Source organism: uncultured Phascolarctobacterium sp., assembly GCF_937920985.1.
Lineage (GTDB): Bacteria > Bacillota > Negativicutes > Acidaminococcales > Acidaminococcaceae > Phascolarctobacterium_A.
In genome coordinates, this window is the sequence record NZ_CALDXR010000043.1 from 58,650 (window position 1) to 82,733 (window position 24,084).

Consider the following 24,084-nt stretch of genomic DNA (forward strand, 5'->3'; position numbering starts at 1 on the left):
AAAATATTCTAATAGAAAAGGATGCTTGTATGGGAGTAGAGGGTATGAAAAATAATAATAAAACATTGATACTTGGATGGCCTGTAAAGCCGCCGCAAAAATGGTTACAGCGTTATGCAGATATTGAAGTAGCACGCATTTATAATGAGAACGTTAATTGGTGTGAAAAAAAATTTAAGGACTTGTCTTTTCATATGCCTAAAAGCATACAAGTATGTGACTGCATTAAGCCCAGCACCTGGTATGGTGCTTGGAAAGAGAAAATCAATGAATTTGACACAGTAATTCTTATAGATGAGATACGTGGAAGAGATGTTTTTGAATATATTTTGGAAAAGAATCCTCAATGTAATTTAAATGTTTTCATCGATTCACCTATAAAAGAAGGCTCAAAAAAAGAACCATTTTTGTACAAGGATTTGCCGGTAAGATTTTTTACCTGCGACAGAAGAATTGCAGAAAGATATCACATTGAATTTGCACCGTACTTTTATATTTTTTCACCATACGATTTTGATGAGTATCTTAATGACAGCTGGCTTGAAAACAATAATGATGTATTTTTCGTTGGGGAAGAAAAGGGTGATCGTGCGCAAAGAATTGCGCAAATTAAAAAAATCCTTGCTAAAGCGGGACTAACGCATGATATTCACCTTGTGCCGCGAAACAGGCGTGGCAAGAAGAAAGCTACCTATATGACATATGGTGATGTCATTGAACATGTTAAGCAGAGCAAGGCTATCTTGGAGCTTATTTCTGACGGACAGACAGGCATTACCCAAAGGCCTTATGAAGCACTTTTCTTTAAGAAGAAGCTTATTACGACAAGTGCGGAAATCAAAAATTACGATTTCTACTGTGAGCAAAATGTGTTTGTTTTAGGAGAACGTAATGTTGAGGAGCTGCCGGAGTTTTTAAATGCGCCTTTTAAAGAAATTGACAAGGAGATTGTTGACGAATATACGCTGAAAAGCTGGGTGGAGAGGTTTAAGAAGTAAAGATATTGTTGGGGGATTTAGTTAATGTCTAAAGATGATAATAGGAACAAATTAAAGTATGTTATAGTTTCTCCTAGAAATAATGGTGGTGGAGCTATAGTATTACACGTATTATGTAAGTACCTTAATGCTTTAGGGTATGAAGCAGAGATGTTTTATTCTGGTTATTTTAGTAAACCTGGTATCTTCTTTTTCTGGTATAAGTGGATAATGTTTACGATTAAAGACCTATGGAAATTGGCTTCAGCACCGTTATTGGCAAAAATGTTTAAAAGGTATTATTTTAATTATATCGATGTACCAATCAGGGGCTTGCCAAGAAAATATTTGCCTTGGGTTGATGATAATACAATAGTGGTATACCCAGAGATAGCTAAAGGGAACTTTTTGAAGGGAAAACATGTTGTAAGATGGCTATTATACCATCATACATACAAGGATGGAGAATATGACAAGGAAAAGGATCTGTTTGTATGTTATAGACATGTATTTAATGATCATAAGCTTAATCCAAAAGAAATTACGCTTTGCTGTCCATATTTTAATCTTGATTTATACAAACGAACGAATTTTGGAGAGAGGAGTGCAACTTGTTATATCGTAAGAAAAGGTCGCAATAGAAGCGATTTGCCTGCATCGCTTGATGGAATTATAATTGATGATCTGCTGGAGCAAGAAAAGGTTGAGGTATTTAATAAATGTAAGTACTGTATTAGTTTTGATACAGAGACGGCTTATTCGAGGATTGCTGCATTGTGTGGCTGTATATCAATAATTGTTCCTGAACCAGGAAAAAGTGTATCCTATTATCGCAATGAGTATAATAAAAGATATGGCATTGCCATAGGATTTACTGATACAGAAATTGATTATGCAAAAAGTACCATTGGATTATTGCAAAAAGAGCACGAAAAAATGAATGAAACGTCTAAAAATAGTGTCAAGGATTTTACGGAATATTGTTGTAAACATTTTGATAATAAATTAGGAAAAGATTAATAAAGGTGATTATTATGAAGAAAATCTTACTTTTAGGTGGCTCCGCGCAGCAGGTTATAGCTATAAAAACTGCCAAGCGTTTAGGGTATTACACAGTATTGTGCGATTATCTTCCGGATAATCCCGGTCAATACGCAGCAGACAAATACTACAATGTCAGCACAACGGATGTTGAGGCTGTGTATAAGGTTGCCATGGATGAAAAGGTGGATGGCATACTTGCTTACGCTTCTGATCCTGCAGCTTTGCCAGCGGCTATAGTTGCAGAACGTCTTGGCTTACCCTCGAATCCGTCTGCATCTGTTGCTGTTTTGGGTGTAAAGCATAATTTTAGAAAGTTTTTGAGTGAGAACGCCTTTGCTTGTCCTAGAAATTTTACCTTTAATGTTGGTGCGGATATCGAAGAAGTAAAAGAAAAAATTCAAGAGCTGGATTTCCCGATTGTTGTAAAGCCAACAGATTCATCTGGATCTAAAGGCGTTACTGTTTTAAAGTCCGCTGAAGGACTTAATGCTGCAATAGCATGGGCTGAAAGCTATTCTCGCAATAAGATTCTTATTGTGGAAGAATTTATTGAAAGTAACTTCCCCGCTGTAATTGGCGGCGATATTTTTGTTTGGGATGGTCAGATAATTTTATATGGTGAAATGAGCTGTTTACGTGGTAATCATGGTAATGGTTTAGTACCAATAGGCGAAAGATATCCAGGTGGTATGAATGAGAAGCAGATAAATAATATACATACTGAACTGCAGCGTCTTATCACAGCTTTAGATATAAGATTTGGAGAATTGAATATAGAAATTCTCTTGGATAAAGAAGATAACGTACACTTCTTGGAAGTTGGCCCTCGTGCTGGTGGCAATATGATACCGATTCAATTATCAGATATTTTTGCTATTGATTTAGTAGAAGCTAATGTTTTGGCTGCTATGGGTAAAAAACCTTCGATAAATCAACAAAAGAAAAAAGGATATTTCGTTACCTATGTGCTTCATAGTTATCAGAATGGTAAATTTGATGGGGTTTTTATTTCTGATTTAATTATAGATAATGTTTATCGTAAAGAAATTTATAAAGAAAAAGGGGATTTGGTTGAGCCTTTTGATGGGGCAGGAAAGGCTATTGGCATATTGTTTTTACGTTTTGATACAGAAATGGAATTAAATTTGTTCTGTGCTAATACAGAAAAGCTGATATCGATTTCTTTGATGTAGAGGAGGCAATAAAATGACATTAAGAAGAATTTATGCTCATTATTTGAAGATACGTTGGAAAATGAAAAGAGATGGAGCTAGACTACTTAGTGAAGAGTTTTTGCAAGACTATAAAAATCATAAATGGTCATTTTTTTCTGTTATGAAGATACATAATAAAGGTTTTTCTTGGGAAGATTGGAATATAAATGATTTTGGTAGAAAAAAATATGATAACTATTTAAAAACTACGGAATACTATGCTATGCATCCATTGAATGGCCAATATAGTCATTGGATTGATGATAAATTGACTTTGAAATATTTATGCGTTGGAACAAGCCTTGACAAATATATGCCTAAATATTACTTCCAGATAGATTCTTTAGGGAATGTATTGGGGTTATCTGATTATCAAGAGAAAGGAAAGCTTTCGATTGATGTACTCATAACCTTCTTAGAAAATATTGGGGAGTTAGCATTTAAGCGAGCAACTGGTTCTTTAGGAGAAGGATTCTACAAAGGTGTATATGTGGGGGGGATATATATGCTAAATAATAAGGCCTTTACTAGAGAAGAATTAAAGCATGAGTTGCAGAAGCTTCGTGATTATTTAGTTACGGAGTATTTGCATCCGCATAAAGATATGATTCCATTTTGTTCAGATACGGTGAATACTATAAGGTATTTAGTTGGCAAGAACGCAAACGGAGAGATGAGTTTGATAAAGAGCTTTATTCGTTTTGGTACTATAAAGTCAGGTTTCGTTGAAAATTACAATGCTGGTGGTGTGCTTTGTTATATAACTGATAATGGTGCTTTTGAAAAAGGAAACTTATATGATTTTGAGCTGAAGAAGAATAAAATGATTACTCATCATCCAGATACAGGAGTAGAATTAAAAGGTATAATACCTCTTTGGAATGAAGTACAAAAAGCTTCTGTGGAGTTTTGTGAGCACTTTCCTCAATTAAATTACTTAGGAATTGACTTTGTAGTTACAAGTAAAAATGAAGTAAAAATTTTAGAAATTAACTCTTTGACATCATTAGATTGTTTGCAGTTAGCAGGCTCTATTTTGGATAGTAAAAATGGAAGCTTTTACAAGGATAGGATGAGAGAAAGGCTTGTGAATGCTGATGCGTGAATATGGCGGATACATAGAACTAGAATCATTTCATGGGACCATGCTGCATGAAAAAGCAATAGCGCTGAACTGTGGACGCAGTGCGTTGGCATATCTTTGTGAAGCAAAGCATATAAAAAAGCTGTATATACCATACTTTCTTTGTTCTTCTGTGATGGATTTATGTGATAGAGTTGGTGTTAAGTATGAGTATTACCATATTACTGAGAGCTTTATGCCAATTTTTGAGCAAAAGCTTGCTGAAGACGAATATCTTTATATCGTAAATTTTTATGGACAGTTAAGCAATGAAGCTATTAGTGAATTAAAGCAGGTACATGACAGAATAATTGTTGACAATGCACAGAGCTATTATCAAATTCCTGTAGAGAATGTTGATACGCTTTATACATGCCGTAAATTTTTTGGTGTTGCCGATGGTGCTTTTCTTTATACAGATAGCTTTATTGAACGAGAACTGCCGTTAGATGAATCGTTCGAGCGAATGCATTTTTTACTGGGACGTTATGAACGCAGTGCAAATGAGTTTTATGGCGAGTATGTAGCGAATAACAAGTTATTTGCACATGAGCCTGTAAAGCGAATGTCTAAATTGACGCATAACCTCTTACGTGGAGTTGATTATTATGCTGTTGGCAAGAAGAGAGAAGCCAACTTTAAATTTTTGCAAGATGCTTTCAGAGATGTCAATAAGTTAAAGTTAACTGTTCCTTATGGTGCTTTTATGTATCCGTTACTGATTGCTGATGGTATGAAAGTACGAAAGCAATTACAGCAGATGAAAATTTATATTCCGACCTTGTGGCCTAATGTTTTGGAAGAATGTGAGACTGGTACATTGGAATATAATTTTGCAGCAGATATTTTGCCTATACCGGTTGATCAGAGATATGGCATTGAAGATATGAAGTATTTAGTTGATAAGATAAAAATGGAGGGCAATTATGGGAGCAACTAATAAAATTGCTATTATAGGAGCTGGCTATATGGCGAGAATTTTTTCAGACAATGCTCATCAACTAGGTATTGAGACGCATTGTTTTGCGTGGGAAAAGGGAGCGGTTGCAGCAGATTTTGTAGACTATTTTTATCCAATATCTATATTTGAGAAAGATCAAATATTAGAAAAATGTAAGGAAATAGAAATAACGGGCGTTGTTGCAACGACCGAATTAACAATACCAATTGCAGCATATATCGCTGAAAAACTAAATTTAAATGGTATCTCTTATGATGATGCTCAAAAGATAACTAATAAGTATCGAAACCGAATGTGTACTTTAGATGTTCAGAATTTAAACCATCCGAGATTTGCTTTGGTATCTACTAAAAATGATATATTTAAATTAGATTTTAAATTACCTTTTGTATTAAAGCCAAGTAATTTGGGGGGGAAAAGAGGCGTTTCGGTTGTTAAGAATTTAGATGAATTAGATTTGGCATTAAAATATACGTTTCAAAATGTAAATGATAACACATGTTTAATTGAAGAATATTTGGATGGTGGAATTGAATATTCTGTAGAGAGTTTAACATATCGTGGAACAAGTTATATAATACAAATTACTGAAAAAATTAGTTCTGGTCCTCCGCATTGTGTAGAATTAGGGCATAGTCAACCAGCTTGCATTTCTAAAGTTTTAAAGAAGAAAATTCTAGAAACGATTAGTGAAGCTTTAGAGAAAATAGGTGTTACTAATGGACCTTGCCATACGGAAATTAAAGTTATAAAAGATGAAATTTATTTAATCGAATTTAATGCTAGACCAGGTGGCGATCATATAGCGTGGCCATTAGTAGATTTAAGTACAGGTTTTCATTATATACAAGCAGCAATAAAAATAGCTTGTAATGATTTTACTGGAGTTGATTATGAAAAATTAAAGCAAAGATATGCTGGGGTAAGATTTATTACTGAGCAAACTTCATATCTTAAGCCACTGTTCGATGTTTGCGAAAAATTTGAATGGTGCTATAAGAAGAATGAAATAAATGAAGATTTGACTTGCTTAAAAAATAATAATGGCTATAATACTAACTATTTTATATATGCTTCAGATAAACCAGTTGATATAGATAAAATAAACGATGATATTTGTTGATAATATGAGGTGAAATGATTGTGGTAAATAATATTCTCGTCACTCGTTCTTCAATGCCTAGCCTTGAAGAATACGTAAATGAAATAAAAGATATTTGGCAGTCGCACTGGTTGACCAACATGGGTGTAAAGCATCAGCAGCTGCAAAAGGATTTAGTCGACTACATGGGTGTGGACAAGCTAGATTTGGTGGTTAATGGTCACTTGGCATTGGAGCTTTCTTTGCAGGCGTTGAACCTACAGGGCGAAGTAATAACCACGCCGTTCACCTTCGCTTCGACAACACATGCTATTGTGCGTAATGGCCTGAAGCCTGTGTTCTGCGATATTGATCCGGTGACATACTGCATGGATGCAAAAAAAATCGAAGCTCTGATTAATGATCGCACCTGCGCAATCATGCCAGTTCATGTATATGGTCATATCTGCGATGTAGAAGAGATCGAGCGCATTGCCAACAAGTATGGCCTAAAGGTTATTTATGACGCAGCGCATGCCTTTGGCGTGAAGTACAATGGCCGCGGTATTGGCAGCTATGGCGATGTTTCCTGCTACAGCTTCCATGCCACTAAGGTGTTCAACTCTATCGAGGGCGGTTGTGTATGTCATCATGATGATGAGTTTGGCAGAAAGCTGTACGAACTGAAAAACTTTGGTATTCATGGACCGGAAAGTGTTGAAGCAGTTGGCGCTAATGCTAAAATGAATGAGTTCTGCGCTGCAATGGGTTTATGTAATCTGCGTCACGTAGATGGCGAGATTGCTAAACGTAAGGCAGTAGTAGAACGCTATAGAAGCTATCTGGAAGGCGTGGAGGGCTTGCAGCTTAGTCCGCTGCAGGAGGGCGTACAGCCGAACTATGCTTACTTCCCGGTAATTTTCGATGAGAAGGTCTTCGGTGCAAGCCGTAACGAAGTGTTCGACGCTTTGGCAAACATCGGCGTAGGCGCGCGCAAGTATTTCTATCCGCTGACTAGCAGCTTTGAATGCTTCCATGGCCAATATGATGTTATGGAAACTCCTGTCGCCGTACATATCAGCAAACGTGTGCTGACGCTACCGCTGTATGCTGATTTGGCGCTGGAAGATGTTGACAGAATTTGTGAAGTTGTCTTGGATTGTAAAAAATAGAATATCTAATTATAGAATAAAGAGCATTGCTTTAAAAGGAGTAGATATGAGCATAAGGCGAAAATTAAAACAATTATGCAGAAAAATAAAGAATACCTTTAAAATCGCCAATGATAAAAGTAATATCATCAATATAGATACTGAGATTATGGGAAATATTAAAATGAAAATAGGGGGGGTAAATAATACAATAATATTAAAAAATATTCGAGTAGGGCAAGACTCTAGAATAAATATAGAAATCTATGGTAATAACAATATAATTTCGATTAATGATATAAGTTTAAACCAAAATATTTCAATTCAGATGGGACAACGACATGACTATTTTGGCGATATAGAAAATGCCCAGTTTACAATAAACAAGAATACTAGTATTGAAGATATGAAGTATATTACTTATAATTCTAATTCCAAATGTATTATAGGTGAAAAATGCATGTTTTCATTTGGAATTACAATTTATAATACAGATGCTCATGCTATATTAGATTATAAAACTAAGCGATTAGTAAACTTTGTTGATGGAATTTACGTTGGTAATCATTGTTGGGTGGGAATGAATGTAACTTTATTAAAAAATACAATTATACCGAATGATTGTATAATTGGAGCACAATCTGTAGTGTCTGGCAGATTGCCTGTTGAACATTCTGTTTATGCAGGCAATCCAGTGAGTTTAGTTAAAGAAAATAGAACTTGGGATGCTAATGGTAAAAAGTATGGGTATATAGAGAATGCTTACGCATCTAGTTATAAAAATTTATATAAATAAATCTGTAATAGTATTGAACAAGAACATTAAATGAAGATGGTGGAAGGATATCATTAATGGCGAGTATCAGAATTATTATGAGAAGATGTATGGAAATAGGTGCTCTCCAGGCGCTGAATATCCTGTATGCTTGAGATAGGCCTACTAGTAGCAAGGACATGGACTAAATACTTAAATGAATCCAAAGTAATGTTATTGAGTATGCTAAGTATTTTGAAGCTGATTTCTGATGTACAGGCCGGTATTACCTAAATCCTTAAGAAGCACTTTTCTTTTAAAAGAGGCTTATTACAACAAGCGCGGAAATAAAAAATTACGATTTCTACTGCGAGCAAAATGTGCTTGTTGTAGGAGCTGCCGTAGTTTTTAAATACGCCTTTTAGAGAAATTGACAAGGGGATTGTTGACAAATATACGTTGAAAAACAGGGTTGAGATATTTAAAAAGTAAGAGGATATTGTATGGACTATAAAATAGCTGGATGTGTAATTTTATATAATCCTAAAATAGATACTATCGATAATATATTAAGCTATATTAGATATATTGAACAGTTATATATAGTTGACAATAGTAATGGAGAGATAGTATGTTCACGGTTCGCTGATAATCCAAAAATTAAATTTATTCAGCATAAAGAAAATATGGGAATAGCGCACTCATTTAATGAAGTACTTAAATATGCAGATGGTAAGTATGATTTATTACTTACGATGGATCAAGATAGTTGTTTTTTTGATGATTCAATGGAGACTTATATTAATGAAATTTATTTGATTGGAGTAAGACATTAGCTATAGGACCGAAAATTGTAGAACCTGATTTTTGTATACTCGCTGATAGTAAAAAAAGTAGTACTAAATGGACTTTGGCGGAAAACATGATTACTAGCGGTAATATTATTTCTGTAAAAAATGCTTTACTTATAGGTGGTTTCGATGAAGATTTATTTATAGATGAAGTCGATTCAGATTTTATTTATAAAGGAAGAGAAGCTGGGTTCAATATATATACCAATGAAACCGGTATATATTTATTACATTCGTTAGGTAATCCAAGTTATCACATGTTTTTAGGACGAAGAACCAAGGTGCAGAATCATAATAAAATCCGTAAATATTATATGTTTAGAAATCGCTTTGTGGTGCTGAAAAAACATTATAAAATAATTGGCGTAAAAAGAGCGTGGAATTATTTTATAAAAGCTAATATAAGTTTGATAAAAGATGTATTGTTTTTTGAAGATGACAAATGGAATAAGCTTAAGTATATGGCAACGGGTTTTATTGATTTTATTATTGGCAGATTAGGGAAAAAATATTAATGATTTGCAACTATCGTTTTAATTATTTGGGAGATATACATTATGAAAAAATTGAGTATAATAGTTCCTATTTATGGGGTAGAAAAATATATTGGCAAATTTTTAGAATCACTAGTACCTAATCTATGTTCAGAAATAGAAGTGTTTTTGGTTGATGATGGTAGTAAAGATAATTGTGCTGCTATTATTGATGAATTTGCAAAAGCACATGATAATATAGAGGTAATTCATAAAGAAAACGGAGGAGTAAGTAGTGCCAGAAATGCTGGAATTGAAAAGGCAACTGGTGAGTATATTACTTTTCTAGATCCAGATGATTATATAGCAGAAATTTACGCAAGTACATTACTGGAGGCAGTAAAAAAATATGAAAGCCCTGATTTTTTGATTTATGATTACTATCGTGTGGAATACGATGGAGAAGTAAAAGATAAGAGTATCACTATATTTAAAGAAGGAAGAATTGAAAAGAATATCTTTTTAAAGGAGCTAATAAAACAAAAACATATTAATTGTTCTGTTTGTACCAGCATTATTAAAAGGAAATTTTATAAATCATTAAGGTTTGATGTTAAAACTAAATATGTAGAAGACTATTTGTTTTTGACAAATATTGCTTTGAACGTAAATGATATTGTATATTTAAAACGAAATTTATATTACTATGTTGGAAGGAAAAATAGTTTGTCAACAGGAGAGAGTTTGAGAGACAGGATTACTGCCTTTGAAATAGCACTAGATAGATATAGAAAATACAAGGATGTGTTAGGCGATGCAAGTATTGTTTTTCCGACAAACTTGGCTTATACTGTTTTGCAAAGAGGTTATTTGGGAGAATGGGATTCTCTAATTTCTGAATGTGAAGAGTTTATAAAAAAGAATATTGGTGAGATTTTATTTGATAAAGATATCAGTTTTGGTACAAAGCGGCAGTGTATGATGGTTTATTTAGGTGTTGCTGAAAGATATATAAAATTTAAATATAAGCGGAGAGAATAACAACCTTGTTGATAAACCGAGATATCATTTTATCAAAGTAAGTTTCGATATTTAGGAGTGGCTTTTAATGGATTATAAAATTTCTGTTTGCGACAAAATTTATTGTTTTTTAATACGCATAATTATAGGAACTAATAAGATACCTAAGTGTATTCTCAAACGTTCAAAAAAATATGGTAGAATAGATACACTGGGAAGATATTATTTCGATAAGTATAGCGGGATACCTGTAGGTAAATATACTTATGGTTATGAGCATTTATATAGAGATAGTGTAAAAAAGATAGGGGCTTTTTGTTCTATTGCTGAAGGACAGCTTTTAGTAGCAAACGACCATAGGTTAGATTGGGTTACAACTAGTCCAATTGCCGCGCTCAAGGAATTTTCGTTCGTAGAAAAAATTATATGAATAACTACATATCAGAAAATGATAGAGAAATTATAATTGGTAATGATGTTTGGATTGGAGCGGGATGCATTATTTTTGAAGGAGTAACTATTGGTGATGGCGCAGTGGTTGCAGCTGGTAGTGTAATTACAAAAGATGTTCCACCATATGCAGTAATAGGGGGCGTTAATCGTATACTTAAATATCGTTTTTCCAAAGACATTATAGAAAAATTGTTAAAAATACAATGGTGGAATTGGGATGATGAAAAAATACGAGAAAATGTTGTGTTAATGCAAGATGTAGAGGCTTTTATTGCAAAAAATTATAATGAATAAAAATTGGAGATTATTAATGTCGCAATAGTAATGAACGCAATAACCGTATGATTAAATAATAAAGAGGAGTGAAACTTTATGAAAGGCATAATTCTCGCTGGAGGTTCTGGCACACGTTTATATCCAATTACAATGGTAACAAGCAAGCAGCTGTTGCCTATCTATGACAAGCCGATGATTTTTTATCCGCTGTCTACATTGATGCTTGCTGGCATCAAAGATATTTTGATTATCTCTACGCCGCAGGATCTGCCAAATTTTGAACGTCTTTTAGGCGATGGCAGCAGATATGGTATTAATCTTAGCTATAAGGTTCAGCCTTCCCCAGATGGCTTGGCGCAGGCGTTTATTTTGGGTGAAGAATTCATTGCAGGCGATAAGTGCGCTATGATTCTGGGAGATAATATTTTCTATGGTGCAGGCATGACGAAGCATCTTCAGCAGGCTGTAGCCAATGCAGAAGGTGCAACGGTATTTGGTTATTTTGTTAATGATCCTGAGCGTTTTGGCGTGGTCGAATTCGATGCTGAGGGCAAGGCTATTTCGCTTGAAGAAAAACCTGCACAGCCTAAGAGCAACTATGCTGTTACTGGTTTATATTTTTACGATGAAAAGGTTTGTGAGTATGTAAAAAGCTTAAAGCCTTCTGCTCGTGGTGAGTTGGAAATCACAGATTTAAACAGAATCTATTTGGAAGATGACAAGCTTTCGGTAGTAACCTTAGGTCGGGGATATGCTTGGCTTGATACTGGTACTGTAGCAAGTCTTAATGAAGCTTCAGACTTTGTAAAAGCAGTACAAGAAAACGCAGGTATTCCTATTGCGGTTCTGGAAGAGATTGCATATCTGCATTGCTGGATTACGAAAGAGCAGCTTTTGGATGCAGCAAAAATGTATGGTAAATCTCCGTATGGACAGTATTTACAGAAGGTTGCAGACGGTAAGATTATTTATTAAGAAAGTGTGAAGCATATGCAATTTGAAAAAACTAAGTTAGATGGGGTTGTTATTATTACACCGGATGTTTTTGGTGATAACCGAGGATTTTTTATGGAAAGCTGGAGCCAGAGAAAAATGGAAGAGGCTGGTCTGTTCTATGATTTCGTCCAGGATAATCATTCCTTGAGTAGCAAAAAAGGTGTTTTACGTGGCATTCACTTCCAAAAGGGAGATAAAGCACAGGCTAAGCTTGTGCGCTGTGTACGTGGCGCTGTGCTTGATGTGGCGGTTGATTTGCGTCATGATAGTCCGACCTATAAGCAATGGGTGGCGGTAGAACTGAGTGCTGAGAATAAAAAACAGCTTATGATTCCGCGTGGCTTTGGTCATGGCTTTGTGACCTTGACTGATGAAGTAGAATTTTTGTATAAAGCAGATAACTACTATGCGCCTGAAGCTGATGGCGGTATTCGTTGGAATGATCCAGAGATTGGTGTTGATTGGGGTATCGAGAATCCTATTCTTTCTGCCAAGGATGAAAAAAATCCGTTCTTGAGTGAATTAGGTGAAGTATTTTAAGACTAACTGATTCGTAATCAGTAGGTAGTGAGGTGTAAATTATGAATATTATCGTAACCGGTGGTGCTGGCTTTATTGGCAGTAACTTCATTTTTCATATGCTGAAAAAATATCCGGATTATCGCATTATTTGTCTGGATAAGCTGACTTATGCAGGTAATCTTTCTACGCTTGAACCTGTAATGGATAATCCTAACTTTCGCTTTGTAAAAGCAGATATCTGTGACAGAGCAGCAGTGAATAATATTTTTGAAGAAGAAAAGCCTGATATCGTAGTAAACTTTGCTGCGGAGTCGCACGTTGACCGCTCTATTGAAGATCCCGGTATTTTCTTGCAGACGAACATCATGGGCACAGCAACCTTGATGGATGCGTGCCGTAAGTATGGCATTAAGCGTTATCATCAGGTGTCTACAGATGAAGTGTATGGCGATTTGCCGCTTGATAGACCTGACCTGTTCTTTACGGAAGAAACGCCGATTCATACCAGCAGTCCGTACTCTTCTTCTAAAGCAGGAGCTGATTTGCTTGTTATGGCATATCACAGAACCTATGGTTTACCTGTGACTATCTCCCGTTGCAGCAATAACTACGGCCCTTATCACTTCCCTGAGAAGCTGATTCCGCTGATGATTGCTAATGCTTTGGTAGATAAGCCGCTGCCGGTGTATGGAGAAGGCCTGAATGTACGCGATTGGCTGTATGTTGAAGACCATTGCAAGGCTATTGATTTGATTATTCATAAAGGCAGAGTAGGCGAGGTATATAATATCGGCGGTCATAACGAGATGCGCAATATAGATATCGTTAAGCTTATTTGTAAGGAACTTGGTAAGCCGGAGAGCCTGATTACGCACGTAACTGACCGCAAAGGCCACGATATGCGTTACGCAATAGATCCAACTAAAATTCATAATGAGCTTGGCTGGCTGCCGGAAACAAAGTTTGCTGACGGCATCAAAAAGACCATTAAATGGTATTTGGAAAACCAAAAGTGGTGGAAAGATATCATTAATGGCGAGTACCAGAATTATTATGAGAAGATGTATGGAAATCGTTGAGGTAATCTTATGAAGGTTTTAGTAACAGGCGTAGGCGGACAGCTTGGCTATGATGTTATGCGTGAACTGCATAGCCAAGGCATAGATTGCTGTGGAGCAGATAGAGCAGAATTTGATATTACTGATTTTGCTGCTACGAATAAATTTATTACCAACTATATGCCGGATGCTGTAATTCACTGCAGTGCTTATACTGCTGTAGATAAAGCAGAGGATGAAACGGAACTGTGCAGCAGAGTAAATGCTGATGGTACAGAAAATATTGCCAAGGTCTGCAAAGCAATTAATGCTAAAATGATTTATATTAGTACGGACTATGTTTTCCCTGGTACCGGAGAGCAATTTTACAAGCCTGACGATGTAACTGCTCCGTGTAATGTTTATGGTCAAACCAAGCTTATGGGCGAGCTTGCAGTAAAAAAATTATTGCATAAATACTTTATTGTTCGTATCTCCTGGGTGTTTGGTGTAAATGGCAACAATTTCGTCAAGACAATGCTCAAGCTGGGAGAAACCCGTAAGGAGCTGAATGTGGTTGCCGACCAAGTCGGAAGTCCTACCTATACAGCAGACTTGGCAGTGTTGCTTGTTGATATGGTGCAGACTGAAAAGTATGGGATATATCATGCTACAAACGAAGGAGTTTGCAGTTGGGCAGACTTCGCAGAGAAGATTTTTTCTGTAGCAGGTATGGATGTAAAGGTCAATCATATTACAAGTGCTGAATATCCTACGAAGGCTGTCAGACCGAAGAATAGCAGAATGAGTAAGGATAAGCTTGTGGAAAATGGGTTTGCACGTTTGCCGAAGTGGGAAGATGCTGTAGAGCGGTATGTAGATTTATTAAAAAATATTTAATAAAATAAAGTTTATCCCAATTTTGTGATTTATTTTACATAAATTGGGATAATATATTTTTTTGTAAGAAAAGGTAACTTGAAAGCAAGATGGTGATTAAAAAGTTATATGACTTAATGTTATATATGTTGTAAAAAACGATAGTATTATCAATTGATTGATTTGTGTTATTTATGGTGGCGCAGGATGAAAATCTTATTATTTAATTTATTGCCCATGATAGATTCCAAAGGTGGAGCGGAAAAAGTATTTTGCAATATGGCGAATACAATGGTAGAAAGAGGTCACGATGTAGTTGGAGTTTGCTTGGAAAATAAAGAAGGCAAGCTGTTTTATCCGCTAGATAGAAAAGTAAAGTTTATTAATGCGGGAATAGGTTTTAAAGCATCATTAAATGTATTTGAAAAACTAAAGACTTTTTTCATAATTGATAAAAATAAACGTGGTTTGTATCGTGAACGAATTTATGATTTAAAAAAAGCGAAAAGAATAGAAAAGATTATTGCAGAAGAAAATCCGGATGTCATTATTTCGTTTAATGATACCGCAACACGCATATTAGAAAATAATCTTCAAACTAGAATACCTGTGATAACTATGTTTCATAATAGTGCTGAGCTTATCTTAAAAAATGCCTCTGCAGATACGCTTAAAGCTCTTGTGAAGAGTAGTGCAATACAAGTTCTTATGCCAAGCTACCGTAAGGAAGTATTGAAGTATATTAAACATGAGAATGTCATTTACATACCTAATGTTGTGCCTCGGTATTCAGCCGGTGAATTCATAGGCGCTAAAGAAAATGTAATTATCAATGTTGCAAGATTTGATAAAGTACAGAAAAGACAATATTTGTTGGTAGAGGCGTTTAGTTTAATTGCTGCAAAGTATCCGGATTGGAATTTAGAGCTTTACGGGCAAATTGATTGGGATGCAAATTATTTTAAGGATATAAAGAGATTGGTTTCTGAGAAAAAATTAGAGAATAGAGTTTTATTTAAGGGAACAACAATTAATATTTCACAGGAACTTTTCAGAACTAAAATTTTTGCTTTCCCAAGTACTTTTGAAGGTTTTCCTCTTGCTTTAACTGAAGCAATGAGTGCAGGATTGCCTGCAGTTGGTTATAAGAATTGTACTTCTGTTAACGAACTTATCAAGGATGGTGAGAATGGCTTTTTATGCGAAGATGGAGTAGATGCATTTGCGCAAGCTTTAGAAAAGCTTATTAGTGATGAGGAATTGCGTAATAAGATGGGAAAAGCTGCAAAAGAAGACATGAAACAATATGATTCTGAAAAGATTTGGGATATGTGGGAAAAGCTGATTAAGCAGGTCGCACAAGGAAAGCTCTTAAATCATTAAATTAATGACATTTAAGAAAATGTTATTTAAAATTGTAAGGAGCTGTTGTTCACGCTAATAGGTGAGGTGCGGTAATATATCCTTTTTCCAATTGTCCTTTTTGTTAACATTATCGTAACCGACGGCGTTGTATTTATAGTAAGTAAAAGCAAGGGTGACAACGTGATGTTGGCTCTTGCGGAACATATAACACGTAAGTATATCGCATTGAAGATAACCGGCAAAACGTTAAAGAAGGCATTACTTACATAAAGGAATACTATGGTACTAAATTAAGCCAAGTGGTTAAGATATTTATTAGCGATAATGGAAGGGAGTTATCGGAACTCTCGCAAATGGAGAAAGACACTTCTACAAAGATAGGATTAGTGCATCATTACAGTTCTTGGGAAATAGGCAGTAATGAGCGCTATAATGGTTTGCTCAGAAGATTCATCCGTAAAGGAAAGAGGATGGACAATTATAGCCGCGAAGATATTATGTTTATAGCTGATTGGTGTAATGCACTTTCTAAAAAGAAAATATCAGATGAATTATTTGACCGTGAGCTAGATAAAATCTATGCATCCTATTTTTCAAAAAGTGTGCAACTGCTTATTGTAATTTAGAAAAAATTTTAATATAATAAAAATCGAATACATGCTATACTATTATGATTAGTAGAAACGTGAGTGAAAAAATGTTGTTATTACATTAGTATCTATATTATGGTCATATGAGGATTTAATCGATAAATAGATTTTAGAATGGAGATAGTATTAATGTTAACAGTAGACTATTTAAAAATAAAGGCTTTTCGTAAATTTGAAGAAGATTCAAAAATAACAATTGGCAAAAATATTACTTTGATAGTAGGTCAGAATGCAACATCTAAATCAACTGTTTTGGGAATGATTTGTCAGCCTTTTGAATTCACGCAGAAATATAAATCCTACACAAATGTTTATGATGGTATAGAGAAAAGTAAGACTAGAACAATTTCTGGTGATACATTTGAATCTGATTATTCCAAGGTATTTCGTATGTCTCTAAAATATGATGATCCTGAAGTAAGACAATATATATATGAAGTTGGCTTAAAATCAAATGAACAAGAACAAGTTTTAGAAGTAAAGTCTAATAAAAGAACCGATCAAACCAACAATAAATTAAGATTTGTTGTTGGTAGAACGAGAAAGAAAGGTGAAGGTAATTATCCACACCCTGTTATATATTTAGGGCTTAGCAGATTGTTTCCTTTAGCTAATTCTAAGAATGTATCTTTAAATGAAAATTTTAATCTTACTGATGATGAAAAGGAGTTTTATTCAAAGTGGATGGCTTCGATAACAGTTGTTCAAGAAAACACTACACCAGAATATGTATCTACAGAGTATAAGGAATTTTTAGGTTTTAAAACAGACTGTTATGATGCTGAAGCTATTTCTGCTGGACAAGATAATTTAGGACAATTTATTACAGCTGTATTATCATTTGATAGACTAAAAAAGAAGTTGGGCGAAAATTATCAAGGTGGATTATTAGTTATTGATGAGTTGGATGCTACACTGCATGTTTTAGCGCAGGAAAAGCTGTTAGAGTTTCTTATTTGGGCGTCTGAGAATTTACAACTTCAGATTGTTGCTACTACTCATTCTCAACATATAATTAAATTATGTTGTAGAAACTATAAAAATATGTCTAAAGTAATATACTTATTTAAACGTGAGGGAATTGTAAAAGTAGCAAACAATCCAACATTTGAAGCAATGTCTGCGGATTTAGAGGCTATAGTAGCTAAAAAAGAAGTTGCAAAGACAACAGTTTTATTTGAAGATGATAGGGGCGCAGAATTCTTTAAATTTATAACACAGAATAAATTTAGTGCTTACTTAAATATTCCATCTTATTCAAAAGGTAATGAGGTGTCATTATCATCAGATGTTTTATTAAAACTGGCTGCAAAGCGAATTAAAGAATTTGAAAATATTATTTTTGTTATAGATGGAGACAAAGGTAATGAAATAACACGTGCTCATAGAAATCTTTTAGCACTACCATGCAAATTAGCACTCGAACACCAAATGTATTTGTTGTTAAAGGATTTGCCTGAAAATGATTCTTTTTGGGGACAAGAGCTTGGGGAATATAATAAACAGATTTGTTTTAGAAATTTTGGTAGTATTCCTAGTGCAAGTCACACTCAAGAATATAAAAACTGGTTTCTTTCACAAAAAGCATATTGGGGACGTGCCAATAATAAACTTTATAAGCGCTGGCAGATAGATCATAAAGATGAGTGTGTGACATTTATAAAGAAATTTGTAGAAAAACTTAAAAAAGTATCTGTTTACTCCAAACAGTTAGAGGAAATTGAAAAAGATTTACTCAAAAGCCTAGTACAGTAATTCTAATATAAGGAGCATAAAAAAATGCCTACAACACCTTCACCGTTACGATATCCAGGTGGGAAAACAAAACTTTACGATATCGTGCGTGATATTATCAATAAAAATAATTTACATAATACGTATATTGAACCATTTGCTGGTGGTGCTGGTTTGGCATTAAAGTTACTTTTTAAAAATGATGTAAAAAAAATTATTATTAATGATTCAGACTTAGCTATATATGCATTATGGTATTCCGTTTTGAATCATACTGATCAACTTTGTGATTTTGTTAAAACAGTAGAGTTTAGTGTAAAAAAATGGCGTGATATGCAAAGAATATATTATAACAAAGAAGAATATGATTTGTTAACAATCGGTAAGGCAACTTTGTTCTTAAATCGCGTTAATGTATCAGGAGTATTAAAGGGAGGACTGATTGGAGGGATTAACCAAGAAGGAAACTATGGCATGGATGCAAGATTTAATAGAGTATCACTTGTAGAGAAAATTAGAGAGATAGGGGAAAAAAGGGATAGAATTTTAGTATATGGACTAGATGTATTTGATTTTTTGGATTCCGATATTTTTAAAGGACAGAGTAACGGATTGGTAAATTTTGATCCGCCTTATGTTGGTAAAGGCGGACAGTTGTATTTAAATTACTTTACGGAAGCTGATCATACTAGATTAAAAAAACGAATAACTAAGATAAGAAAAAAATGGATTGTAACCTATGATAACTGTGAATTTATTGAAAAACTATATTCTAACTATCGAAGTTCTCTTATTGATGTTACTTATGGTACTAATGTAGGTAAAAGAGATAAAGAATTTATGTTTTATAGCCATAATTTGATTATTCCTTGACATAATAGTGGTTTTTATTTTTTGTGAAAGTGAAACCACATTAAATATTGTGTTTAGGAGGGAGATATTATAGGGAGGTAGAAGAATGAAAAATAGGCACATAGATCGATGTTCCATGTGCCTATTATATATTATTGAATTGAGATTTTATATTCGCGTCATATTTGATGATTACGACCAAACTGCAAGTAATAGACTAATGCAAAAAACTTCCGCTCTTGATTATTTAAACATCAAAAGGTTTAACTTGTAATACTTGACTCTGTTGACAGTAGTAATTAGCAAATGTTCCCTAGGCATTGACTCAAGGCGTATTTTTATAGTTTTTTGAGATTTGTCAGTCATTTTTACTAGTTGAGCCATCGGGACACCTTGACCATAAAATAAAGCTGCCTGCAAGAGAATGTAGTAAATATTTTGCAGTAAATCATCATCACTGATAAATTTATCAACTTTAGCTCTGTATGTTTCCAACTGAGCCTCTTTACGTTGAAGTACTGCAATTGTATCATTGAAAGTAGATAACAAGAGTCGCATAAAGCCAGTGACAAACGGAGTCATATCGCCTCTATTTCTTTCACTGTCAGCTTCCTTGAAAAGAGCGTAATAAGTTGCACGATTTTTCTTTATAAAAATAGATAACCTTAATGAAGCTAATGGGTGGAAGTGTTTAGATAGAAAATAAGAAGTAATAAATCTATCCGTTCTGCCATTACCATCATAAAAGGGATGGATATAAGCGAAAAAATAATGGAATATACTTACCCTAACAAGTAATGGAACGCTTTCATCGTTTAAAAGCTCCAAAGCATAATGCATTAAACTTATAATTTTTTCTTCAGGCATAACTCCTTGATGAATGGTTTTGCCAGTACCTGAATCAATATCAACAGAAAACTTTCGGAATAATTTACCGTCTAATTCGTTGTCAGAATTTTCTGCAATAACTTCAGCATGTGCAAAATCATCGTAAAAAGCTCTTACGTCTTCACATGTTTTGAATTCTATATCCGTTCTCCCCAGCAAATCTTGGTACTTATGAATTACTGAAGTGAAACGTGCCGAACGTGGTGCCGTACCGTCAATGATATCCCGCAATTCTTTCCTTGTGCTATGGATACCTTCTATTTCATTGGTAGATTTAACTTCTTCAAGTATAGATAATAACGTAAATTGGTCTAATACTACATTAGGTACAGAATGTATTACATACAGCAGCGTTTCGTATGATTTGTATATTTGCTCCGTGAGCAACGCTATTTCTTGCGTGTAAATGAGAAATGCTGAATAAGTATTTTTGCGATTATATTCTTTGATGGGCATATCAAAATGTTGGGTAAAAGGTGCGGCATAGCGTTTTGAATACTCTAATTCATAGCCGCTTTCGTTGGTGTAATATACTTTTTTTAGTGGTTCGTATTTCATATTTACTCCTAACGTCTTTGGTAAAAAAGGCCGATTTTCCAAAAGACAGCAAACGTCTTTGGTAAAAAAGGCCGATTTTCCAAAAGACAATTAACGTCTTTGGCAAAAAAGGCCGATTTTCCAAAAGACAGCAAACGTCTTTGGTAAAAAAGGCCAATTTTCCAAAAGACAATTAAAATCTTGCGAATTGATGTGCATACCGTAGAAAGAAGATATTAACGGCATACTGTTTTCTCTCCTTTAATTATAATATTTGCTTCAGCAAAATACAACATAAGCTGCCAAACAAAAAAGCAGTACACATAGCATCCGGAAAATCCGGATACCATAGGTACTGCTGCTAATAATATTATGCTAATTTCTGTAACCTACTTTACAAAAATTAGCGTATTTCCTTTTTTTTACGAGAAAACTGCAACTTTTTGTTGACAGTTACAAAGAATTACTGTATTATCATGCCTATAGCTTAATATTGAGCGATGAAGAGAAGAGTAAATGTACGAGCCTGGCAAAGAGAGCCTTCGTGACGGTGCAAGAGGGAGCAGGTGGTGACATTGAAGATGGTCTTGGAGCCGATGGGCTGAGATGCTTGCATTTAGGCCGTCCGGGTGCACCCGTTACAGTGCTGGAGTATTAAAGGGTAAACAACCCCTGCGTACTTGATGAGGTCCGTGTGGTGACATATGGATGAATTAGGGTGGTATCACGAAGCAACGCTTTCGTCCCTGTATTTTTACAGGAACGGAAGCTTTTTTATTGCTCTTCCTCCTGTAGCAAGTCGAAAATCTAAGTTAGGAAATGTAGGAGGAACAAACAATGCCGATTAAAATCAATGACCATTTATCCGCTATCTGCCAACTGCAGGAGGAAGGAATTTTTACCATGACTGAGCAACGCGCGACGACGCAGCGTATTCGTCCGCTGAAGGTGTGTGTGCTGAACCTGATGCCGCTGAAGAAGCCGACGGAAATTCAGCTGCTGCGTCTTTTGGGGAACTCTCCACTGCAGATAGAGGTTGATTTCTGCCGTACTGTGAGCCGCGAAACTACGCATACCGATAATTCGTATCTTGACCGCGCTTATCTGGAGTTTGACGATGTTAAGGACCGCTATTACGATGCGTTCTTGATGACGGGTGCGCCTGTAGAAACTATTCCCTTTGAGGCTGTAGATTACTGGAAGGAAATCGAAGCTTATCTGGACTGGGCGGAATATCACTGTTATTCTACGATGACACTTTGTTGGGGCGCGCAGGCTGCCTTGTATCATTATTACGGCGTAAACAAAACGATTTTGCCGGCGAAGATGTTTGGCATCTTCCCCTACGGCCTGACGGTGAAAAATCATCCGCTGCTGCGTGGCTTTGACGACAGATACTTTATTCCGCAGTCACGTCATACTGCTGTGGATGATGATGCGATTGATGCCTGTAAGGCACTGCAGGTGCTGTCACGTTCGGTAGAAAACGGCATCAACATCTGTGCTACCAAGGATTTGCGCCGCATCTTCGTTTTAGGCCATTTCGAATATGATCGCTATACTTTGGCTAATGAATATTTCCGCGATAAGAAAAAGAATTTGCCTATTGATTTGCCGGAATTCTACTTCCCTGATGGCGATACAACGCAGGAGCCGGTATTTAAATGGCGCAGCTACGCGCATTTGTTCTATATGAACTGGCTGAACATCGTTTACCAGGATACGCCGTATGACTTGCACGAGCTGGCACCGGCGAGCGGTAACAAGCTGGATAAGGCTATAGGCGAATATAACAAAATTCTTTTGCAGCTGCAGCGCATGGGTGCCGCAATTCCTGCCAACCAATAATTTGAAGATGATAAATTGTTAAAGGAGCGATAGAAAATGAGTGATCTTAAAATCAATACCAAATGCTTAGTAGGCGGCTACAAACCGGGCAACGGCGAACCGCGCCAGATTCCGATTATCCAATCCACTACCTTTAAGTATGATACAAGCGAGGCGATGGGCAAGCTGTTCGACCTAGAGGCTACAGGATATTTTTACTCCCGCCTGCAAAACCCGACCTGCGATTTCGTAGCAGCTAAGATTGCGGAGCTGGAGGGCGGCGCTGCAGCAATGCTCACATCCTCCGGACAGGCGGCGAACTTCTTTGCCCTGTTCAACATCTGCGAGGCGGGCAGCCATATTGTTGCTTCTTCTTCGATTTACGGCGGCAGCTATAATCTGATTGACGTAACGCTGGCGAAGATGGGCGTAACAGCGACATTTGTTTCTCCCGATGCTACGGACGAGGAGCTGGACGCTGCTTTTCAGGATAATACTAAGGCTGTGTTTGGCGAAATTATTGCTAACCCCGCATTGACGGTGCTGGATATTGAAAAATTTGCCAACGCTGCGCATCGTCATGGTGTGCCTCTGATCGTGGATAACACCTTCCCGACACCGATTAACTGCCGCCCGCTGGAATGGGGCGCAGACATTGTAACGCATTCTACTACGAAGTATATGGATGGTCATGCTGCCTGCCTGGGCGGTGCTATTATCGACGGTGGCAGGTTCGACTGGCTGGCGCATGCCGACAAGTTCCCCGGTCTGTGTGCACCGGATGAATCCTATCACGGAATTACCTACGCCGAAAAGTTTGGCAAGGAGGGTGCTTTTATTACCAAGGCTACGGCGCAGCTGATGCGTGATTTCGGTGCTATGCAGTCGCCGCAAAGTGCGTTCATCCTGAATCTTGGCTTGGAATCGCTGCATGTGCGTATGCCACGCCATGTAGAAAACGCTCAGGCTATAGCGGAATTTTTGGAGCAGCAGCCGCAGGTTGAATATGTCAATTACCCCGGACTGAAGTCCAATAAATATTATGCTCTTGCGCAAAAATATCTGGGCAACGGCGGCTGTGGCGTAGTTTCCTTCAACCTGAAGGGAGGACGCAAGGCGGCGGAAGCATTCATGAAGCGCTTGCAGCTGGCGGCAATTGAAACGCATGTTGCCGACGCGCGTACCTGCTGCCTGAACCCGGCAACTACAACGCATCGCCAGATGACGGATGAGCAGCTGGCGGCGGCCGGTATTCCTGCAGGCTTGGTGCGTCTGTCCTGCGGTCTGGAGGATAAGGAGGATTTGCTGGCAGATTTGCAGCAGGCTTTGGCAGGCATTGAGTAAAAAGTATTAAAATTTCTAGCGGTACGGAAAGCAGTACATATTTTGCGGCTTTCCGTATCTTTTTTATTTTTATAA

At 36.2% G+C, this 24,084-nt stretch carries 24 protein-coding genes and 1 other annotated feature; of the genes, 23 read left to right on the plus strand and 1 reads right to left on the minus strand.

Going from position 1 to position 24,084, the window contains the following annotated elements; translation table 11 throughout:
- Positions 1-44 precede the first annotated feature (44 nt).
- The 21 genes from Q0612_RS07705 to Q0612_RS07805 all read left to right on the plus strand — a co-directional run bounded on the left by Q0612_RS07705 (position 45) and on the right by Q0612_RS07805 (position 19,434).
- A complete protein-coding gene (locus tag Q0612_RS07705; protein WP_298882941.1) occupies positions 45-998 on the plus strand; it encodes a hypothetical protein in 954 nt (317 codons plus the stop codon).
- 24 nt (positions 999-1,022) lie between these two features.
- Positions 1,023-1,997 (plus strand): hypothetical protein, encoded by a 975-nt coding sequence (locus Q0612_RS07710; protein WP_298882943.1) that lies wholly within the window; start codon positions 1,023-1,025, stop codon positions 1,995-1,997.
- Positions 1,998-2,011: 14 nt separating this feature from the next.
- Positions 2,012-3,214, plus strand: coding sequence for an acetyl-CoA carboxylase biotin carboxylase subunit family protein (locus tag Q0612_RS07715; RefSeq protein ID WP_298882945.1), 1,203 nt, complete (start codon positions 2,012-2,014; stop codon positions 3,212-3,214).
- A 13-nt stretch (positions 3,215-3,227) separates the two neighbouring features.
- Positions 3,228-4,340 (plus strand): sugar-transfer associated ATP-grasp domain-containing protein, encoded by a 1,113-nt coding sequence (locus Q0612_RS07720; RefSeq protein ID WP_298882947.1) that lies wholly within the window; start codon positions 3,228-3,230, stop codon positions 4,338-4,340.
- Positions 4,327-5,298 (plus strand): hypothetical protein, encoded by a 972-nt coding sequence (locus Q0612_RS07725; protein WP_298882950.1) that lies wholly within the window; start codon positions 4,327-4,329, stop codon positions 5,296-5,298. Before Q0612_RS07720 ends, Q0612_RS07725 begins: the two co-directional genes overlap by 14 nt.
- Positions 5,285-6,442, plus strand: coding sequence for an acetyl-CoA carboxylase biotin carboxylase subunit family protein (locus Q0612_RS07730; RefSeq protein WP_298882953.1), 1,158 nt, complete (start codon positions 5,285-5,287; stop codon positions 6,440-6,442). Before Q0612_RS07725 ends, Q0612_RS07730 begins: the two co-directional genes overlap by 14 nt.
- A 14-nt stretch (positions 6,443-6,456) precedes the next feature.
- Entirely contained in the window at positions 6,457-7,572 is a 1,116-nt protein-coding gene (locus tag Q0612_RS07735) for a DegT/DnrJ/EryC1/StrS aminotransferase family protein (RefSeq protein WP_298882955.1), read from the plus strand.
- Positions 7,529-8,347, plus strand: coding sequence for a hypothetical protein (locus Q0612_RS07740; protein WP_298882959.1), 819 nt, complete (start codon positions 7,529-7,531; stop codon positions 8,345-8,347). The genes Q0612_RS07735 and Q0612_RS07740 overlap by 44 nt, the downstream gene beginning before the upstream one ends.
- Before the next feature lie 461 nt (positions 8,348-8,808).
- Positions 8,809-9,141 carry a glycosyltransferase gene (locus tag Q0612_RS07745; RefSeq protein ID WP_298882962.1) on the plus strand — a complete coding sequence of 111 codons (333 nt, stop codon included), beginning with the start codon at positions 8,809-8,811 and terminating at the stop codon, positions 9,139-9,141.
- An 86-nt stretch (positions 9,142-9,227) separates the two neighbouring features.
- Positions 9,228-9,671, plus strand: coding sequence for a hypothetical protein (locus tag Q0612_RS07750; RefSeq protein WP_298882964.1), 444 nt, complete (start codon positions 9,228-9,230; stop codon positions 9,669-9,671).
- A 42-nt stretch (positions 9,672-9,713) separates the two neighbouring features.
- Positions 9,714-10,670 (plus strand): glycosyltransferase, encoded by a 957-nt coding sequence (locus Q0612_RS07755; protein WP_298882966.1) that lies wholly within the window; start codon positions 9,714-9,716, stop codon positions 10,668-10,670.
- 67 nt (positions 10,671-10,737) lie between these two features.
- Positions 10,738-11,079: a hypothetical protein gene (locus Q0612_RS07760; protein WP_298882968.1), complete on the plus strand. Its 342-nt coding sequence runs from the start codon at positions 10,738-10,740 to the stop codon at positions 11,077-11,079.
- A complete protein-coding gene (locus Q0612_RS07765) occupies positions 11,076-11,396 on the plus strand; it encodes a CatB-related O-acetyltransferase (protein ID WP_298882970.1) in 321 nt (106 codons plus the stop codon). Before Q0612_RS07760 ends, Q0612_RS07765 begins: the two co-directional genes overlap by 4 nt.
- A 78-nt stretch (positions 11,397-11,474) precedes the next feature.
- Entirely contained in the window at positions 11,475-12,353 is an 879-nt protein-coding gene (rfbA, locus tag Q0612_RS07770; protein WP_298882973.1) for a glucose-1-phosphate thymidylyltransferase RfbA, read from the plus strand.
- Between the two features lie 15 nt (positions 12,354-12,368).
- Positions 12,369-12,914, plus strand: a complete 546-nt coding sequence (gene rfbC / locus Q0612_RS07775; RefSeq protein WP_298882976.1) for a dTDP-4-dehydrorhamnose 3,5-epimerase — start codon at positions 12,369-12,371, stop codon at positions 12,912-12,914.
- 41 nt (positions 12,915-12,955) lie between these two features.
- Complete coding sequence (gene rfbB, locus Q0612_RS07780; RefSeq protein ID WP_367181708.1) at positions 12,956-13,975, plus strand: dTDP-glucose 4,6-dehydratase; 1,020 nt, start codon at positions 12,956-12,958, stop codon at positions 13,973-13,975.
- A 9-nt stretch (positions 13,976-13,984) separates the two neighbouring features.
- Positions 13,985-14,833, plus strand: coding sequence for a dTDP-4-dehydrorhamnose reductase (rfbD, locus tag Q0612_RS07785; RefSeq protein WP_298882979.1), 849 nt, complete (start codon positions 13,985-13,987; stop codon positions 14,831-14,833).
- A 186-nt stretch (positions 14,834-15,019) separates the two neighbouring features.
- Positions 15,020-16,195, plus strand: coding sequence for a glycosyltransferase (locus tag Q0612_RS07790; protein WP_298882982.1), 1,176 nt, complete (start codon positions 15,020-15,022; stop codon positions 16,193-16,195).
- A 335-nt stretch (positions 16,196-16,530) separates the two neighbouring features.
- Positions 16,531-16,803, plus strand: a complete 273-nt coding sequence (locus Q0612_RS07795) for a hypothetical protein (RefSeq protein WP_298882984.1) — start codon at positions 16,531-16,533, stop codon at positions 16,801-16,803.
- A gap of 153 nt (positions 16,804-16,956) precedes the next feature.
- The gene (locus Q0612_RS07800; protein ID WP_298882986.1) at positions 16,957-18,582 is read left to right on the plus strand and encodes an AAA family ATPase; all 1,626 of its coding nucleotides are present in this window, start codon (positions 16,957-16,959) and stop codon (positions 18,580-18,582) included.
- A 24-nt stretch (positions 18,583-18,606) separates the two neighbouring features.
- Entirely contained in the window at positions 18,607-19,434 is an 828-nt protein-coding gene (locus tag Q0612_RS07805; RefSeq protein ID WP_298882989.1) for a DNA adenine methylase, read from the plus strand.
- A 222-nt stretch (positions 19,435-19,656) separates the two neighbouring features.
- Here the strand turns inward: Q0612_RS07805 and Q0612_RS07810 are convergent, their stop codons facing one another.
- Entirely contained in the window at positions 19,657-20,859 is a 1,203-nt protein-coding gene (locus tag Q0612_RS07810) for a Fic family protein (RefSeq protein ID WP_298882992.1), read from the minus strand.
- A gap of 470 nt (positions 20,860-21,329) precedes the next feature.
- Positions 21,330-21,589: a binding site (T-box leader), on the plus strand.
- Between the two features lie 86 nt (positions 21,590-21,675).
- Between Q0612_RS07810 and metA the strand changes: the two genes are divergently transcribed.
- The gene (gene metA, locus Q0612_RS07815) at positions 21,676-22,686 is read left to right on the plus strand and encodes a homoserine O-succinyltransferase (RefSeq protein ID WP_021719217.1); all 1,011 of its coding nucleotides are present in this window, start codon (positions 21,676-21,678) and stop codon (positions 22,684-22,686) included.
- A 36-nt stretch (positions 22,687-22,722) separates the two neighbouring features.
- Positions 22,723-24,009, plus strand: coding sequence for an O-acetylhomoserine aminocarboxypropyltransferase/cysteine synthase family protein (locus Q0612_RS07820; RefSeq protein ID WP_298882997.1), 1,287 nt, complete (start codon positions 22,723-22,725; stop codon positions 24,007-24,009).
- Positions 24,010-24,084 lie beyond the last annotated feature (75 nt).